16 protein-coding genes are annotated in these 16,839 nt (G+C 63.4%); 14 read left to right on the top strand and 2 right to left on the bottom strand.

All coding sequences use genetic code 11. From position 1 onward, the window contains the following. Window positions 1-2 precede the first annotated feature (2 nt). From LMJ30_RS08345 to LMJ30_RS08285, 13 genes are all read left to right on the top strand, one after another. Window positions 3-1,181 carry a CaiB/BaiF CoA transferase family protein gene (locus LMJ30_RS08345; protein ID WP_229431881.1) on the top strand — a complete coding sequence of 393 codons (1,179 nt, stop codon included), beginning with the start codon at window positions 3-5 and terminating at the stop codon, window positions 1,179-1,181. Between the two features lie 21 nt (window positions 1,182-1,202). Beyond that, window positions 1,203-2,570, top strand: a complete 1,368-nt coding sequence (locus LMJ30_RS08340; protein WP_229431880.1) for an MmgE/PrpD family protein — start codon at window positions 1,203-1,205, stop codon at window positions 2,568-2,570. 1 nt (window position 2,571) lies between these two features. Then, complete coding sequence (locus LMJ30_RS08335; RefSeq protein ID WP_229431879.1) at window positions 2,572-3,396, top strand: HpcH/HpaI aldolase/citrate lyase family protein; 825 nt, start codon at window positions 2,572-2,574, stop codon at window positions 3,394-3,396. Beyond that, window positions 3,393-4,100: a class I SAM-dependent methyltransferase gene (locus LMJ30_RS08330; protein ID WP_229431878.1), complete on the top strand. Its 708-nt coding sequence runs from the start codon at window positions 3,393-3,395 to the stop codon at window positions 4,098-4,100. The genes LMJ30_RS08335 and LMJ30_RS08330 overlap by 4 nt, the downstream gene beginning before the upstream one ends. 110 nt (window positions 4,101-4,210) lie before the next feature. Then, on the top strand, window positions 4,211-5,623 hold the full coding sequence (gene citF, locus LMJ30_RS08325) for a citrate lyase subunit alpha (RefSeq protein WP_229431877.1): 1,413 nt from the start codon (window positions 4,211-4,213) through the stop codon (window positions 5,621-5,623). Between the two features lie 190 nt (window positions 5,624-5,813). Then, on the top strand, window positions 5,814-7,124 hold the full coding sequence (locus LMJ30_RS08320; RefSeq protein WP_229431876.1) for an ABC transporter substrate-binding protein: 1,311 nt from the start codon (window positions 5,814-5,816) through the stop codon (window positions 7,122-7,124). Between the two features lie 7 nt (window positions 7,125-7,131). Continuing rightward, on the top strand, window positions 7,132-8,037 hold the full coding sequence (locus tag LMJ30_RS08315) for a branched-chain amino acid ABC transporter permease (RefSeq protein ID WP_229431875.1): 906 nt from the start codon (window positions 7,132-7,134) through the stop codon (window positions 8,035-8,037). Beyond that, entirely contained in the window at window positions 8,037-9,062 is a 1,026-nt protein-coding gene (locus LMJ30_RS08310; RefSeq protein ID WP_229431874.1) for a branched-chain amino acid ABC transporter permease, read from the top strand. The genes LMJ30_RS08315 and LMJ30_RS08310 overlap by 1 nt, the downstream gene beginning before the upstream one ends. After that, complete coding sequence (locus LMJ30_RS08305) at window positions 9,059-9,802, top strand: ABC transporter ATP-binding protein (RefSeq protein ID WP_229431873.1); 744 nt, start codon at window positions 9,059-9,061, stop codon at window positions 9,800-9,802. The genes LMJ30_RS08310 and LMJ30_RS08305 overlap by 4 nt, the downstream gene beginning before the upstream one ends. A gap of 1 nt (window position 9,803) precedes the next feature. Further along, window positions 9,804-10,502 carry an ABC transporter ATP-binding protein gene (locus LMJ30_RS08300; RefSeq protein WP_229431872.1) on the top strand — a complete coding sequence of 233 codons (699 nt, stop codon included), beginning with the start codon at window positions 9,804-9,806 and terminating at the stop codon, window positions 10,500-10,502. Beyond that, window positions 10,499-11,932, top strand: a complete 1,434-nt coding sequence (locus LMJ30_RS08295; RefSeq protein ID WP_229431871.1) for an aldehyde dehydrogenase family protein — start codon at window positions 10,499-10,501, stop codon at window positions 11,930-11,932. The genes LMJ30_RS08300 and LMJ30_RS08295 overlap by 4 nt, the downstream gene beginning before the upstream one ends. A gap of 10 nt (window positions 11,933-11,942) precedes the next feature. Next, window positions 11,943-12,695 carry an SDR family oxidoreductase gene (locus tag LMJ30_RS08290; RefSeq protein WP_229431870.1) on the top strand — a complete coding sequence of 251 codons (753 nt, stop codon included), beginning with the start codon at window positions 11,943-11,945 and terminating at the stop codon, window positions 12,693-12,695. Window positions 12,696-12,728: 33 nt separating this feature from the next. Then, window positions 12,729-13,853 (top strand): zinc-dependent alcohol dehydrogenase family protein, encoded by a 1,125-nt coding sequence (locus LMJ30_RS08285; RefSeq protein ID WP_229431869.1) that lies wholly within the window; start codon window positions 12,729-12,731, stop codon window positions 13,851-13,853. 313 nt (window positions 13,854-14,166) lie between these two features. Here the strand turns inward: LMJ30_RS08285 and LMJ30_RS08280 are convergent, their stop codons facing one another. Further along, entirely contained in the window at window positions 14,167-14,589 is a 423-nt protein-coding gene (locus LMJ30_RS08280) for a hypothetical protein (RefSeq protein WP_229431868.1), read from the bottom strand. A gap of 65 nt (window positions 14,590-14,654) precedes the next feature. After that, the gene (locus tag LMJ30_RS08275) at window positions 14,655-15,863 is read right to left on the bottom strand and encodes a hypothetical protein (protein WP_229431867.1); all 1,209 of its coding nucleotides are present in this window, start codon (window positions 15,861-15,863) and stop codon (window positions 14,655-14,657) included. Window positions 15,864-16,114: 251 nt separating this feature from the next. On the opposite strand from LMJ30_RS08275, the gene LMJ30_RS08270 reads away from it, so the two are divergent. Then, complete coding sequence (locus tag LMJ30_RS08270; protein WP_229431866.1) at window positions 16,115-16,684, top strand: zinc-binding dehydrogenase; 570 nt, start codon at window positions 16,115-16,117, stop codon at window positions 16,682-16,684. The last annotated feature ends 155 nt before the right edge of the window (window positions 16,685-16,839 follow it).

Below are 16,839 nucleotides of genomic sequence, written 5' to 3'. Positions count from 1 at the left end.
TCATGCGCCCATTGGATGGCATCACCGTAATTACATTGGAACACGCGATTGCCGCGCCGTTCTGCACCCGCCAGCTGGCCGACCTGGGCGCGCGCGTCATCAAGGTCGAGCGGCCCGGCGTGGGCGACTTTGCCCGTGCCTACGACGAGCGCGCGCGCGGCCTGGCCTCGCACTTCGTCTGGACCAATCGTTCCAAGGAGAGCCTGAGCCTGGACGTCAAACATGAGGAGGCCGGCCCGATCCTCGACAAGCTGCTGGCAGGCGCGGACGTGCTGGTGCAAAACCTTGCGCCAGGGGCCGCGGCGCGGTTGGGATTGTCGTACGAGGCGTTGCGCGAGCGCTATCCGCGCCTGATCGTGTGCGACATTTCGGGCTACGGCGCCGACGGCCCTTACCGCGACAAGAAAGCCTATGACCTGCTGATCCAGAGCGAATCCGGTTTCCTGTCGATTACCGGCACCCCCGACGAGCCCGCAAAAGCAGGCTGCTCGATTTCCGACATCGCCGCCGGCATGTATGCGTACTCGAACATCCTTGCCGCGCTGATCCAGCGCGGGCGGACAGGGCAGGGCTGCAACATCGATGTGTCCATGCTGGAGAGCATGGTTGAATGGATGAGCTTTCCGCTGTACTACGCGATGGACGGCGCAGCGCCGCCGCAACGGGCGGGCGCGGCGCATGCGACCATCTATCCATACGGGCCTTTCCCGGCCGGCGACGGCAAGGTGGTCATGCTCGGGCTGCAGAACGAGCGGGAATGGGGCCTGTTCTGTACCAAGGTGCTGCTGCAGCCAGAGCTTGCGACCGACCCGAAGTTTGCTTCGAATTCCGCCCGCACCGCGGCGCGCGACCAGTTGCGCGCCATCATCAGCGAGGTGTTTTCCACCCTGACGGCGGAACAGGTCATCGCGCGACTGGACGCCGCGCAGATCGCCAACGCCCACATGAACGACATGCACGACCTGTGGAACCATCCGCAACTGGCGGCGCGCCATCGCTGGGTGGAAGTCGGCAGCCCTGCTGGCGCGATGCCGGCGCTGCTGCCGCCCGGCGTGCCCAATACCTACGAACCGCGCATGGACCCGGTACCCGCGCTGGGCCAGCACACCGACGCCATCCTCGCCGGCATCGGCTACGGCAGCGACGACATCGCCCGGCTGCACACACAGCGCGCGGTCTGAACACAACAAGGACACCAGCTAATGAACGACGACCACCCAAGCGCAACCCTGGCCGCATTCGCCGCCAAACTGCGCTTTGAAGACATTCCCGCGCCCGTGATGCGGCGCGCCGAAGACCTGCTGCTCGACTGGTTCGGCTCGGCCCTGGCGGGCAAAACCGGGCGCCCGGTGCAGGCCATCGAATCGTTTGCCCGCCTGATGGGCCCAGCCGAGGGCAAGTCCGAAGTGCTGATCTCGCGCCGCGGCACCACGCCGCTGTTCGCTGCGATGGTCAATGCGGCGTCATCCCATTTCGCCGAGCAGGACGACGTGCACAACGGCTCGGTGTTCCATCCTGCCGCGGTGGTGTTTCCGGCCGTGCTGGCGGTGGCGCAAGCGACCGAGGCCAGCGGGCGTGATTTGCTTACCGCGTCGGTGGCCGGCTACGAGGTGGGCATCCGGGTGGGCGAATTCCTTGGCCGCTCACATTACCGGATCTTCCACACCACGGGTACGGCAGGCACGGTCGCCGCGGCTGCCGCCGTGGGGCGCTTGCTGAAACTGACGCCAGAACAGATGCTGCATGCGTTCGGTTCGGCGGGCACACAGGCGGCCGGCCTGTGGGAATTCCTGCGCGACGCCGCCGACTCCAAGCAATTGCATACGGCGAAAGCGGCCGGGGACGGCCTGATGTCGGCCTACCTTGCCAGTGATGGTTTCACCGGAGCCCGCCGCATCCTCGAAGGCAAGCAGGGCATGGCGGCCGGTATGTCGAGCGATGCCGACCCGGCCAGGCTGACCGACCGGCTGGGCGAGCGCTGGACGCTGGCGGAAACCTCGTTCAAGTTCCATGCCTCGTGCCGACACACGCACCCGGCGGCCGACGCCCTGTTGCAGGTAATGACCCGGCACGAGCTGCGCACCGAGCAGGTCGCCAGCGTCACCGCGCACGTCCACCAGGGCGCCATCGACGTGCTGGGCCCCGTGGTCAACCCGCAGACGGTGCACCAGGCGAAGTTTTCGATGGGCACCGTGCTGGGCTTGATCGCGCAGTTCGGCAGCGCCGGCCTGCAGGAATTCGAGACCGCCTACAACGACCCGCGCATTGCCGCCTTCCGCAAAAAAGTGACGATGAAGCTCGATGGCGAGGTCGATACCGCCTACCCGGCCCGCTGGATTGGCAAGGTCACGGTGGCGACGACTGACGGCCGCGTGCTGGAAGGCCGCGTCGACGAGCCGAAGGGCGACCCGGGCAACACGCTCAGCCGCGACGAGCTGGAGCAGAAGGCCTTGCGCCTGGCCGCATTTGGCGCTGGCGCGACCGCGCTGGAAATGCGCGCCGCGTTCGAGCGCATCTGGCACATCGCCGATGAGCCTGTCGTCGGCAATCTGCTGCCGCGCGGAGACTGACATGACCGGCGCGCCAGCCCGTTCCTACCTGTTCGTGCCGGGCAATCGCCCCGAGCGCTTTGCCAAGGCATGCGCGGCCGGGGCCGATGCCGTCATCGTCGACCTCGAAGACGCGGTGCCCGCACCGGACAAGCACGCCGCGCGCGAGGCGCTGGCGTCCTGGGTCTCTCCCGCGCATCAGGTGCTGGTGCGGGTCAACAGCGCGGACAGCGAATGGTTCCGTGACGACCTGGCCCTGTGCGGCCTGCCCGGCGTGGCCGGCATCGTGCTGCCCAAGGCGGAGCAGGCAGCTGACTTGGCTGCCATCCGGGTCGCTGGCGCCACGAAGATATTGCCGCTGATTGAAAGCGCGCTTGGCCTGTGGAATGCCCCTTACCTGGCCCGCGCGCCAGGGGTTGAGCGGCTGGTGTTCGGCGCGATCGACTTCAGTGTCGACCTGCGCATCAAGGAAGGCCACCAACAATTGCTGTACTTCCGCTCGCAGCTGGTGCTGGTGTCGCGGGTTGCCGGCATCCAGGCGCCTGTCGACGGCGTCACGGTTGCGATCGACGACATCGGCCCGGTGCGCGAAGATACCGGCCTCGCGCGCTCCCTCGGCTTCGGCGGCAAGCTGTGCATTCATCCGAGGCAGGTGCCCATTGTCAACGCCGGCTTCGCGCCTACCACTGCAGAAACCGACTGGGCCACCCGAGTGCTTGCTGCTGCGGAAAATGCGAACGGCGCCGCGGTGGCGGTCGATGGCAAGATGGTCGACCGCCCCGTAATACTGGTTGCCCAACAGATGCTTGAAGATGCCGCGCGCCAGGCAGCGCGCCACCAGCCATGATGGTGATTGCGCAGGATGATCCGGGGGCGGTGCTGGACGAGCGCGTACTGATCGAATGCCTGCCGCTGTCCGGGGCGAGGGCGCTGGAACTGGGGTGCGGGACGGCACGCCAGACCCGGCTGCTTGCAGCGAGCGGAAAATTTACCGCCATTCTCGCGCTGGAAGTGGACCGGGTGCAGCATGACCTTAATCTCCGGGTGGACGACTTGCCGTCGGTGCGCTTCGCGCTGGGCGGGGCGGAAGACATTCCTGCCGACGATGCCGCTTTCGATGCAGTCTTCCTGTTCAAGTCGCTGCACCATGTGCCGATCCACCTGCTGGCGGAAGCCTTTGCCGAGATCCGGCGGGTGCTGCGGCCGGGCGGACTGGTGTACATCTCCGAGCCGATCTTCGGCGGCGACTATAACGAGATCTTGCGTTTGTTCCACGACGAGCAGCGCGTGCGTGAAGAAGCATTTGCCGCAACACGCGAGGCGGTCGGCGCCGGACTGTTCAGGCTGGTGTCGCAGACATTCTTCCGCGCGCAGGTTCGGTACCGGAGTTTTGACGAGTTTGAGCAGAAGGTGATTCAGGTGACCCATACCGAGCACCGCCTGTCGCCCGGGCTGCTTGATGAAGTGCGCGCAAGGTTTGAGGCCCATATGGCGGAACGCGGGACGCAATTCCTGGCGCCGTTCCGGGTTGATCTGCTGGAGCGGCTGTAAAGCTAACGTCGTCCCTGCGAAGGCAGGGATCCATAGCACCTTGGATCATATGTTCTATAGGTTCCCGCTTTCGCGGGAACGACCTGCGATAACTGGAGCTGGGGGAAACTGTGTCAACTCAGAAGCTGATGCCTGACCTGCGCGCGGCAATCGCGGCGTCCGGCTTGAAGAACGGCGGCACCGTCTCGTTCCACCACCACCTGCGCAACGGCGACCATGTCATGAACATGGTCATGGACGAGATCGCCCGCATGGGCTTCAGCGATATCACGGTGGCGGCCAGCTCGCTGTTTGCCGTGCACGAACCGCTGGTCGAACATATTCGCACAGGCGTCATCAGCGGCATACACACTGCCTACATGAGCGGCCCGGTGGCCCACGCCGTAACGCGCGGCATGCTCCGGCGTCCCGCCGTCATGCACACCCACGGCGGCCGCGCGCGTAGCATCGAGTCCGGCGCACTGCGTATTGACGTGGCCTTCATCGCGGCGCCGACAGCCGACAACCTTGGAAACATCAATGGGGTGGCGGGCAAGTCCGCCTGCGGCACCCTCGGCTACGCGGTGGCCGACGCCCATTTCGCGGTCTGCGTGGTTGCCGTTACCGACAACCTGGTTCCCTATCCCGCGTGCCCGATCGCCATCAGCCAGGACCATGTCGATTATGTGGTCGAGGTGCCGTCGATCGGCGATCCGGCAGGAATCCTGTCCGGCACCACGCGCGCCACGACCGACCCGGTCGGCCTGGAGATCGCAAGGAGCGCGAGCAAGGTCATCGCCGCCTCTGGCCTGCTGGTCGACGGTTTCTCGTTCCAGACCGGCGCCGGGGGCATTTCGCTTGCGGTGGCCGCCGAACTCAAGCAGCTGATGCAGGATAGGCGGGTGCAGGGTAGCTTCGCGTCTGGCGGCATTACCGGATACATCGTCGACATGCTCGACGCGGGCTTGTTCCGGACCCTGTTCGACGTCCAGTGTTTCGACCTGAAAGCGGTCGAATCCTTTCGCCGCAACCCTTGCCACCAGCCGATGTCGGCCTCGTTGTACGCCAATCCGCACCGGCGCGGGGCGGTGGTCGACCAGCTCGATGTGATGATCCTCGGCGCCACCGAGATCGACCTGGCCTTCAACGTCAACGTTACCACCGGGTCCGACGGGATGATTATGGGCGGTTCCGGGGGGCATGCCGATACGGCGGCGGGCGCTAAATTGTCCATCGTCACAACGAAGCTGAACGCGGGCGGCTACGCCAAGGTCACCGGCCGGGTGACCACTGTAACGACACCTGGCGCAAGCGTGGACGTGCTGGTGACCGACGAAGGCGTTGCGGTAAGTCCGCTGCGGCCCGACTTGCTGGAACGCCTGCGGGCGTCCGGAATCCAACTGCGTAGCATCGGCGAACTGAAGGAACTGGCCGAGGCGCGCGCCACCCGTGAGCCGCAACGTCCGTCGGGCGAGGCGCGCATTGTCGCGGTCGTCGAGTACCGGGACGGCACGGTACTCGACGTTGTGCGGATGGTGTCGTAGCAATGGGACGGGGCCTACACCAGAACCGGCACCCCCCTTCAGAAAATGCAGATTGTGGCGCTATCGGGACGGTCCTAGAATGAAATCGTGTTGTAGAAGCAGCAATTGGAGCGGCCAGGCCTCACAGAAGGTTTCGCATTCTAACCAGTCGGACACGGCGTTTCGCGCCCGACCCAATCTTGGAGAAGACATGTTTTCGTCAAAAGCAATCCGCGTCGCCGCATTCGCGGCCGCGTCGCTGTTCAGCGCCTCGGCCATGGCCCAGGCCGGCAAACCCGCTGAAATCAAAATCGGCATCACCACCTTCCTGTCCGGGCCGGCGTCGGTGTTCGGTGTGCCGGCCAAGGCGGCCGCAGACATGTATATCGAGCAGATCAACGCGGCCGGCGGCATCAAGGGTGCGAAGATTGTGCCGGTCTATATTGACGAGGGCGTCGGCGGCGACAAGTTCCTGTCCGAGTACCGCCGCGTGGTGCAGGAGCAGGGCGTCAAGATCATGCTGGCAGCTATTTCCAGCGGCAACTGCAACATCGTCGCGCCGGTCGCTGAAGATCTCAAGGTGCTGAACGTCATGTGGGACTGCGGCACTGAAAAGGTGCTGGAGGAAAAGCGCTACCGCTACGTTGTCCGTACACAGGCCAATGCCACCGCGGAAATGGTCGCGACGGTCATGTACCTGCTGCGCACCCGTCCGAACTTCAAGACCATTGCCGTGGTCAACCAGGACTACGCGTATGGACGCGACTCGTGGGAACTGTTCCGCAACACCCTGCTGGCGCTGAAGCCGGACACCAAGATCGTCGCCGAGCTGTTCCCGAAGTTTGGCGCCACTGATTTCTCGACCGAGGTCAGCCGCCTGCAGGCATTGCGTCCTGAAGTGATCCTGTCAACCTCGTGGGGCGGCGACCTCGACACCTTCGTGCGCCAGGCCGCGCAGCGCGGCCTGACCCGCAACTCGCTGTTCGTGCTGCCGCTGGCCGAGAGCTCGCTCGAACGCCTGGGCACCATCGTGCCTGACGGCGCCATCATCGGCGCGCGCGGCGACCATTACTTCCTGCACCCTGAGCTGAAGGACGATCCAAAGCTCAAGAACTTTGCCCAGAAATTCAAGGCCAAGACCGGCGCTTACCCGATCTACTCGGTGCACCACATGATCCAGGCCATCGACGCGGTCGTTGCCAACTACGACAAGGCTATCGCTGGCGCCAAGGGCCAGTGGCCGACCACCGAGCAGCTGGCTGACTCGATGCACGGCCTGAAATTCCGCGGCCTGACCCGATCGGTTGTGATCCGCGAGGACGGCCAGGGCCTGGAAGACCAGTTGCTAGGCGTCGCCAAGAAGACGGCAGCGTATCCGTTCCCGGTGATCGACAAGATGGTGATCTACCCGGGCGGACTGGTCACCGCGCCAGTCGGCAAGAAGTCGCCGGACTGGGTCAAGACGCTGACGCCGGCCATCATGAAGGATGCCTCCATCAAGGCGTTCCCCGCAGTTAAGTGAGAGTGTGATGAACATTGATCTCTTCATGCTGGCGATCATGGATGGCGTGTCGTACGCGTCCTTGCTGTTCCTGGTCGCGCTCGGCATGACGCTGGTGTTTGGCGTCATGCGCATCCTGAACATGGCGCACGGCAGCTTGTACGCGTTCGGGGGCTACGTCGCCGCCAGCATCGGCCTGTGGGTGGCTGCCGCCGGCGTGCCGCCCGCATGGTCGCTGGCGGTGCTCCTGCTGGCCGCCATTTTGGTCGGCACCTTGCTGGGCGCCGCCATGGAAGTGAGCCTGCTGCGCCGCATCTACGACAAGGAACCGATGCTGCAGCTGCTGGTCACCTTTGCCGCTTTCATGATTTTCGAGGATTTGCAGCGCATGATCTTCGGTGTCCAGCCGTATTCGTATTCCGCCATTGTCGATTACCTCGGCGTGGTGGACGTGATCGGCATTACCTACACGCGCTACCAGTTGTTCGTGCTGCCTGGGGCCGCGATCCTGATCTTTATCGCGCTGCGCTCCTTCCTCAAGTACAGCCGGATGGGCAAGCAGATTGTCGCGGTCGCCCATCACCGCGAGGTGTCGATGGCGATGGGAATCAATGTCAAGCGCATCTGCCTGTTCACCTTCGTGGTCGGCTCCATCCTCGGTGCGCTGGGCGGGGCCCTGGCGCTGCCGACCACGTCGTGGGTGCCAGGCAGCGGCGCGGAAATGATCGTGCTGTCGTTTGCGGTGGTTGCCACCGCCGGCCTCGGGCAGATCGAGGGGGCGCTGATTGCCGCCATCCTGATCGGCCTGGCGCGTTCGTTCGCCGTCTACCTGTTGCCGGAAATCGAAGTACTGGTGCCGTACCTGATCATGGTGCTGGTCTTGCTGTTCAAGCCCGAAGGGCTGTTTTCGGTCGCGCAAGCGAGGAGGGTGTGATGTCGAAGTCCCACGCAAGAATGGCGCCGGCGGCAATGCCGGCGCCGGAAAAAGCCCGGCCCGCACCCGTGCGAGCCCGCGGCGGCCTGTCCAGGCCGGCGATCGCCGCCATCGTACTGCTGGTGCTGGCACTGGTGCTGCCGGTGCTTATGCCCTGGATTAAGACGGCGATCATCATCGCGACCTGTTTCGGTATCGCCGCGCTTGGCGTGTCGGTGCTGATCCGGGCCGGGCAGATGTCCTTCGGCCACGCGATGTTCTCCTGCGCAGCCGGTTATGCGGTTGCCTTTACCTCGCGCGCCTGGCCGGCGCTCGACAGCACAGTACTGATCGCGCTGGGTACGCTGGTCGGCGCCGTGTCGGGCCTGGTAATCGGCGCCTTCGTGGTGCGTTACCGCGCCATCTTCTTCGGCATGCTGAACCTGGCCTTGTCGATGGTGCTGTTCGCGGTGCTGGGCAAGTTCTTCACGCTGACCGGCGGTACCGACGGCATGCGCCTGGCGCGCTCGACTTTCCTCGGCATGCAGCTTGAGCGGGCCGAGTTCGAAACCGCACTGCTGGTGACGGTGGTGCTGCTCGCGCTGGTGCTCGGCCTGATGGTGCACCGTTACCTGAATTCGGTCTCTGGCCAGGCGCTGTCGGCCATCAAGACCAACGAAACGCGGCTCGAATTCCTTGGCATCTCGGCCTACCGCGTCATGCTGACCGGCTACGTGCTGTCGGCAGCGCTGTGCGGGTTATCGGGCGCCATCTTCGCCATCACGCAAGGCCTGGTAACGCCTGAAATGGGCTACTGGGTTCGCTCCGGCGAGATCGTGTTCATCTCCATCCTGGGCGGGGTAGGGCATCCGGTGGGCGCTTTCCTCGGTGCGGCGGTGTTTGAATTCGTCAAGGTATTCGCCGGCGCCTACATGATCGGCATGTCCAACCTGGTGCTGGGCGTGGTGCTGATCGTGATGGTGTTCTTCGCGCCGCGCGGCATCTCGGGCCTGCTGACCCGACACAAGAAAGGAGGCCGGCCATGAGCGCGCCCCTGTTGCAAACAACCGACCTGCGGCTGTCGTTCGGCGCCGTGGTGGTCGCCGATAACATTAACTTTTCGCTGCATGAAGGCGAACGCCTGGCGGTGATCGGCCAGAACGGCGCCGGCAAGACCACCTTCATCAATATCTGCACGGGCCTGATCCGGCCTAACAGCGGCAAGGTCCGGTTCGACGGCCACGACATCACCGCCATGGCGCCGCGCGCCATCGTGCGGCGCGGCCTGGCGCGCTCGTTCCAGTTGCCCCAGCTGTTCCTGGAGCACACGGTGCGTGACTGCGTGCGCCTGGCCGCTGCCGGGAGGCTGGGCCGGCTCGGCCTGTGGAGTCCGCTAGCGAAGTCGGTGCCGGAAAGCGAAATTGAACACGTTCTGGACATCGTCGGCCTGCGCGAACGTGGTGACGAGCTGTGCGAATCCTTGCCCGAAGGCCAGCGCAAGCTGCTCGATATCGCGATGGCGCTGATCCTCAATCCCAAGCTGCTGGTGCTCGACGAGCCAACCAGCGGCGTGTCGACCGAGGAGAAGCACGGCCTGATGGAAACCATCATGGCGGCGCTGGACGACCGCAAGGTCAGCGCCATCTTCGTCGAGCACGACGTCGACATCGTGACCCGCTACGCCACCCGCGTGGCGGCGTGGATATCGGGGCAGGTGGCCGCGGACGGCCCGCCGGCGCAGGTACTGGCCGACCCGATGATCCGCAAGAACGTGATCGGAGAATGACATGCTCAAGCTAGAAAAGATCAGTGCGCGGATCATCGGCATTCCGGTGCTGCGCCAGATCGACACCGAGTTCATGCCCGGCAGCCTGCTGGCGATCGTCGGGCGCAACGGGGCCGGCAAAACCACCTTGCTGCGCGCGATCATGGGACTGGTGCCGCTGTCGGAAGGGCGCATTTTGTGCGACGGCGCCGACCTGGCCGGCGTGCCGCCATACAAGCGCACCGCGCTCGGCATCGGCTACGCGCCGGAAGACCGGGTGATGTTCCCCACCTTCACCGTGGAAGAAAACCTGCGCCTGCCGTGCGAGGTATTAAACCTGGACAAGGCCGAGATTGCGCGCCGGCTCGACAAGGTGCTGGCCGTGGTGCCGCAGCTGAAGGAAATGCTGCCGCGTTCCGGCGCCGCGCTGTCTGGCGGCCAGGGCAAGATCGTCGCGCTCGGCCGTGCCCTGATGGCCGGCTCGCGCCTGGTATTGCTCGACGAGCCTTTCCAGGGCCTGGCGCCCGTGCTGGCCGGCCAGTACGCCGAGTCGCTGCGCAAGCTGCGCGACCTGGACCCCGATTTATGCGTGGTCGTCACGGAGTCGAACCGCAGCCTGCTGCGCGACTTGCCGGACGCGACCCTGACCCTTGAACGCGGCGAACTCGTCCCCGCAGAGACGGCGCCCCATCACCATTCCAACCTGGAGAGCATCACATGAGCACCCTGTTAATCGAAGGCAAATGGGTAACGCCGGTCGAAGGCGGCACCATTGACGTGATCAACCCGTGCACCGGCGACAAGTTCACCACCATCGAGCGCGGGCGCGCGGCCGACATCGACCTGGCCGTCAAGGCGGCGCAGCGCGCGCTGGACGGCGCCTGGGGGCGCCTGACTGCCACCGAGCGCGGCCGCATCCTGCAACGCTTTGGCGAACTGATCTTGAAGCACAACGAAGAATTGGCCCAGCTGGAGGCGAAGGACACCGGCAAGCCGATGACCGTGGCACGCAACGACATCACCGCGGTGGCGCGCTATTTCGAGTTCTACGGCGGCGCTGCCGACAAGGTGCACGGCCAGACGATTCCCTACCTGAATGGCTACAACGTCAGCGTGGTGCGGGTGCCGCATGGCGTCACCGCCCACATCATTCCGTGGAACTATCCGGCCCAGATGTTCGGCCGCACCCTGGCCCCGGCGCTGGCGATGGGCAATGCGACGGTGCTCAAGCCATCCGAAGACGCTTGCCTGAGCGTTATCCGCCTCGGCGAGCTGGCCCAGGAAGCGGGCCTGCCGCCAGGCGCACTGAACATTGTGACCGGCTATGGCCATGAGGCAGGCGCCGCGCTGACTGCCCACCCCGGCATCAACTTCGCCACCTTCACCGGCTCGCCGGAGGTGGGCGTGATGGTGCAGGAAGCCACCGCCAAAAACAGCGTGCCCTGTGTGCTGGAGCTGGGCGGCAAGTCGCCGCAGGTGGTCTTCAACGACGCCGACCTGGACAAGGCGGTGCCGGCCATCGTCAAGGCGATCGTGCAGAACGCCGGGCAAACCTGCTCGGCCGGCAGCCGCCTGCTGATCCAGCAAGACATCTACGACAAGGTGATGGAACGGGTCAGCGCCGGATTCGCGGCGATCAGGGTGGGAACGCCGGAGATGGACCTCGATTGCGGGCCGATCATCAACAGCAAGCAGCACGGGCGTGTGAGCGGCTTCATCTCCGACTCGGTTGCTTCGGGCATTCCGGTGGTGGCCGAAGCGCAACTGGCGCCGGGCCTGCCGGCCGGCGGCTACTTCGTCAAGCCAACCCTGTTTGGCGCGGTGCCGCGCGACCACAACCTGGCGTGCAAGGAAGTGTTCGGACCGGTGCTGACGGCCATGCCATTCACGGATGAAGAAGACGCGGTACGGCTGGCCAATGCGACGGAATACGGACTGGTTGCCGGGGTATGGACCGAGAACGGCGGCCGCCAGGCGCGCATGGCGCAGCGGATCCAGAGCGGGCAGGTGTTCATCAACTGCTATGGCGCCGGGGGCGGCGTCGAGCTGCCCTTCGGCGGCATGAAAAAGAGTGGTCACGGGCGCGAAAAAGGTTTCCTCGCGCTCGAAGAGATGAGCACCACCAAGACCATCGTCCAATTCTATAACTAAGGAGAACACCATGCCCCAACTCGAAGGCAAGATTGCCATCGTCACCGGCGCCGCCAGCGGCTTCGGCGCCGGAATCGCCCGCTCGTACATTGCGGAAGGCGCAAAAGTCGTGATCGCCGACCTGAATTACGACGCTGGACGTGCGCTTGCTGAAGAACTCGGCTCCAACGCGAGCGCAGTCGCATGCGACGTCACCAACGCCGAACAGGTGCGCGCCGCCGTGGCGCACTGCGTTAACCGCTTCGGCGTGCCGGACATCGTGGTCAACAACGCGGGCGCAACCCACCGCAACCAGCCGATGCTCGATGTCGATGAAAAAACCTTCGACCGGATTTATGCGGTCAACGTGAAATCGCTGTACCACATGGCGCAGGCCGTGGTGCCGCTGATGCGTGAGCGCAAGGCGGGCGTCATCCTTAACGTGGGCTCGGTGGCGGGCATTCGTCCCCGTCCTGGCCTCACCTGGTACAACGGATCGAAGGGAGCGGCCAACATGCTGTCCAAGTCGATGGCGGTTGAACTGGCGCCGGACGGCATCCGCGTGAATGCAATCTGCCCGGTGATGGGAGCGACCGCGATGCTGGCCGACTTCATGGGCGTGCCGGATACGCCGGAGAACCGCGCGCGCTTCACCGCGAGCATCCCACTTGGCCGTCTGTGCGAACCGCATGACGTGGCGAACGTTGCCGTTTTCCTCGCCAGTGACGCGTCGGAATTCCTGACTGGTATCGAAATGCCTGTCGATGGCGGCCGCGTCATCTGAGCCTCACACCTTTCTATTTTTCGGAAATCAGTCATGAAAATCCGCGCAGCCGTGTTGCATGAAGTAGGAGCTTCAGCGCCTTTCGCCCAAAGCCAGCCACTGAAGATCGAAGAGCTCGACCTCGATCCGCCCGGCCCGGGCGAAGTGCTGGTCAAGATCAAGGCGGCAGGCCTTTGCCACTCGGACCTGTCAGTCATCAACGGCGTACGGCCGAGGCCAGTCCCGATGGCCCTGGGGCACGAGGCGGCAGGCGAAGTCGTCCAATTGGGCGAGGGCGTCACCGACCTCAAGCCTGGCGACCAGGTTGTGCTGGTGTTCGTGCCAAGTTGCGGGCATTGCATGCCGTGCGCGGAAGGCCGGCCGGCGCTGTGCGAGCCGGGTGCTGAATCGAACGCAAAGGGCACCTTGCTGTCGGGCGCGCGCCGCATCCACCAGCACGCGCACGACATCAACCACCACGTCGGCGTATCCGCCTTCGCGGACCATGCGGTCGTGTCGCGCAACTCATGCGTCAGGATCGACGCCGACATCGACCCGGCTGAAGCAGCCCTGTTCGGCTGCGCGGTACTGACCGGGGTAGGTGCGGTGATCAACACGGCGCGCGTACAGGCGGGCACAACCGTCGCCGTTCTCGGCCTTGGCGGGGTGGGGCTGTGCGCCATGCTGGGTGCGCTGGCGGCCGGCGCACGCCATGTCATCGCCATTGACCTCCATGACAGCAAGCTCGAAGTAGTCAGGTCGCTCGGCGCGACCGCAACGGTGAATGCCCGCGACCCGGATGCGATCGATAAAGTCAAAGCCCTCACTGGCGGCGGCGTGGACTACGCGTTCGAGATGGCCGGTTCGGTGCAAGCGATGGAAGCGGCTTACCGCATGACACGGCGCGGCGGCATGACCGTGACCGCAGGGTTGCCGCCTCCGGGGCATAACTGGCCGTTGCAGCAGGTGAGCCTGGTAGCCGAAGAGCGGACCGTCAAGGGAAGCTACATCGGCTCATGCGTGCCATCGCGCGATATCCCGCGCTACATCGGCCTTTACCAAGCCGGCAAGCTGCCCATCAACCGCCTGATGGGAGAGCGCCTGGCGCTGTCCGACATTAACCGTGGGTTTGACCGGCTCGATGCGGGCGAAAGCTTGCGGGACCTGATTGTGTTTTGAACCTTGAGCCGGACGGGTACGCGTCGGAACGCTTCCCTAAGGCGGCGATACGTTCATGCTGCAGATTCTTGCCGCCACTTCTTCAACTATGCGCTGCACCAGTACATCGTACCGCAGCGGATGGTGTAACGTCGATCTCTGCGCGCCCTTACTCACCACCGCTGCCTGACATGGGGCGACAGGTAGAACTGCTGCGGTCTGTCGTCGGGCCGCAGCAATGTCCTCATGAAGTTGGCTGACATCTCTACGCTTGCGTGGATCGGGACGGCTACATTGTGCGTCGGCCCAACAACTGCAAGCGAGCCGCAAGGAGTTAAACGCTTCGTTTTTCTATCATTGACCGAACGTGCGCCCACCCGGCAATCGTGCTGCTCTTTGACGCCAGCTCCGGTTTTTCCCGCACTACTTCGGCGATAAGCGCGTCGATGCTGGCAAAGTGGACTCTGGTTTTGTCTCGAATCGATTTGCTAATTAGGGACGTAATGAGGATCATATCGCCCTCCTCATCGTAAGGGATTATTAGCGCAGGATACTTATCCAACTCTTGAGGATACCAGTTTGCCATTGTGGCAAGCACCACTCTGCCAATCCCCTTCGACGCCTCGTCTAATCCGCGATCGCTAAGTTCCTTGAGCGGTCGCTCCACGTCAAGCGGGTCGCCATCTGATCGCATGACGTGGCTCATTACTAACTCGCCCTTATCGTTTACGTAAATCGCCATGTATGGTATTTGCATTTTTCCTCCGCAATTGTGTGAAGTGAGGGGAGTCGATCTCCCCGTTTCAGCATACTGACACTCTACTAGGGTGCATCTTTGCCAACATTTCGGGCTGTAGTCAGACACGCGGCGTGGCGCTCTGCTACGCGCTCACGGCAGGCACGAACTGTTCGATAGTCGGCGCCCATTTTCTCTTGAGCGGTGCACTGTTCGTTCTCGACCTCGCTAATTTCCCAGCAAATTTGAACCAGTTCATCATAAGTCTTGCCGTCTTGCGTTGATCCTTCGCCCCGATCATTGTCTGCGCAAAAGATGCCAAACGTGGTGCAAAAGTTCCACGTGGGGATGGAAGGGTTCCAAGGGCGCGGCGGTGTGAACTGATCCGCAGGGTCGAGAGGTAGCGGAGCGGGTCGTGGTGCCGTACAAACCAACCCTAACGGACTGTAGACGCACGTCGGTGGCTTTATCTCAACGACTGAAATGGGGGCAGTGGAGGGAGGGAGATCAGGTTCAACCTCTGGCGCAGTCTGCCATTCGTAGTTAAACGGAGGAAAAAAAGTATTGCCCGATTCAGGCTCACTTTCCGGTGGCCCGATAGTTACTTTCTGATAATTCCATTCATCTTCCTGGTCGGCCGCTACGTTTGTTGCAGGAGTCCACGAGCCAGTGTCATATTCCCAATGATCTGACGGCGAGTCCCAAGTCGCCTCGCTACCACCGTGATAACCTCCGTCATCCTCCTTGGGAAGATACCTGCATTCTTCGCCCTCGGTGCACGGATTTTGTTCGTCACCATTGTTGTTGACGGTATGCACGCCCCCGCCTTTATCGCCCCCCGCGCCGACGCCGTCGGCACTATTGCGAGCATTCGCCGCCGCTACCGCTGAGTGGTACGCGTTCTTCGCGTGCTCCTGCACTTCTTGGGCGACAGTGTGCAATGCGCGATTGAAAATGTCTACAGAACGATAGAAATCCTCGGTGGGCTGCGTGGCGCCGGGCTGTCGCATGTATACCATCGCTTTCAGACCACTGCCCATATCGCGGAATGATATATCTGCATCCTTCGGTGCGTAGGCGCGGATCGGGAAGCACTCTAGAGCGGTAGTCTTAGAACCCATGTAGCAAAGGCTGGCGTGGGTTCGCGTGAATGCCACCCAGCTTGCAGTGGCGGTCACAGGAGAAACCCAGTTGCCTCGGACAATATGGAGAACATGGCCGGCCTTCGCCGGAAGCGTCGCAACCTTACAAGTCTTAACGTCTATGTCCGTGCAAACCGTCACCGTCGCCGGCATGGGAGTAGTCTGGGCAGCGCAGCTGGCACCCCATGTTATTGTCAACATTCCTACTACTTCGGCTATTCGATTTTTCATATTTTTCCCGAGAAAATATACAAAAGTGATTAAGAATGCAAAAGTATGAAAGGAATAACTGATGGGGACGTTGTGCGATGTCCAACGTGCGTGCCGCCCATTGCCGCGTAAATTCCTCTCTTCGCTCCGCGAGGCCCCGTTATCGGACCTCGGTGCACACTGGCGTCGGTGCGATGATCAACGCGGCGCGCGTCCAGGCGGGCACAACCGTCGCCGTTCTCGGCCTTGGCGGGGTGGAGCTGTGCGCCATGTTGGGGGCGCTGGCGGCCGGCGCACGCCACGTCACTGCCATCGACCTGCATGACAGCAAGGTCGTAGGCGCCAGGTCGCTCGGCGCGACCGCAACGGTGAATGCCCGCGACCCGGATGCGATCGATAAAGTCAAAGCCCTCACTGGCGGCGACGTGGACTACGCGTTCGAGATGGCCGGATCGGTGCATGCGATGGAAGCGGCTTACCGCATGACGCGGCGCGGCGGCATGACGGTGACCGCAGGGTCAAGCTACGTCTTGGTTGCGATCACGCAATGGCGATGTGATAGCGATACCTACAATGATGACGTTGCTCGCGGCTCGGTCGCGCAAACGCACAGTAATTGGATCGCGCATGATATCGCCGCATTACGCTCCCTCTGTCCGGGTGCCACCTTCAGCCATCGCTGTTGCAATGTCGTCCTCCACGGCGGCGATATCTGCAGCCTGGGCGTATGCATGGATGACGATTCGCGCGCACGTTCTTTCTAATTTCGGGCAATGCCATACCTGTACGATATTCGGCAGGCTTACGTCGAGGTCGGTGGCACGGATCCGGCCCTGCTGCACATCCGAGGAATGCCCACCTTTGGTGTCTTTTTGGACAATCGTTGGCCGCTCCTACGCGCGGTGTTGAGCGAAATGCA

Origin of the sequence: Massilia agrisoli (genome assembly GCF_020831365.1) — a bacterium.
GTDB classification, from domain to species: Bacteria; Pseudomonadota; Gammaproteobacteria; order Burkholderiales; family Burkholderiaceae_D; genus Telluria_A; species Telluria_A agrisoli.
This window is presented reverse-complemented; position numbering and strand designations above follow the sequence as displayed.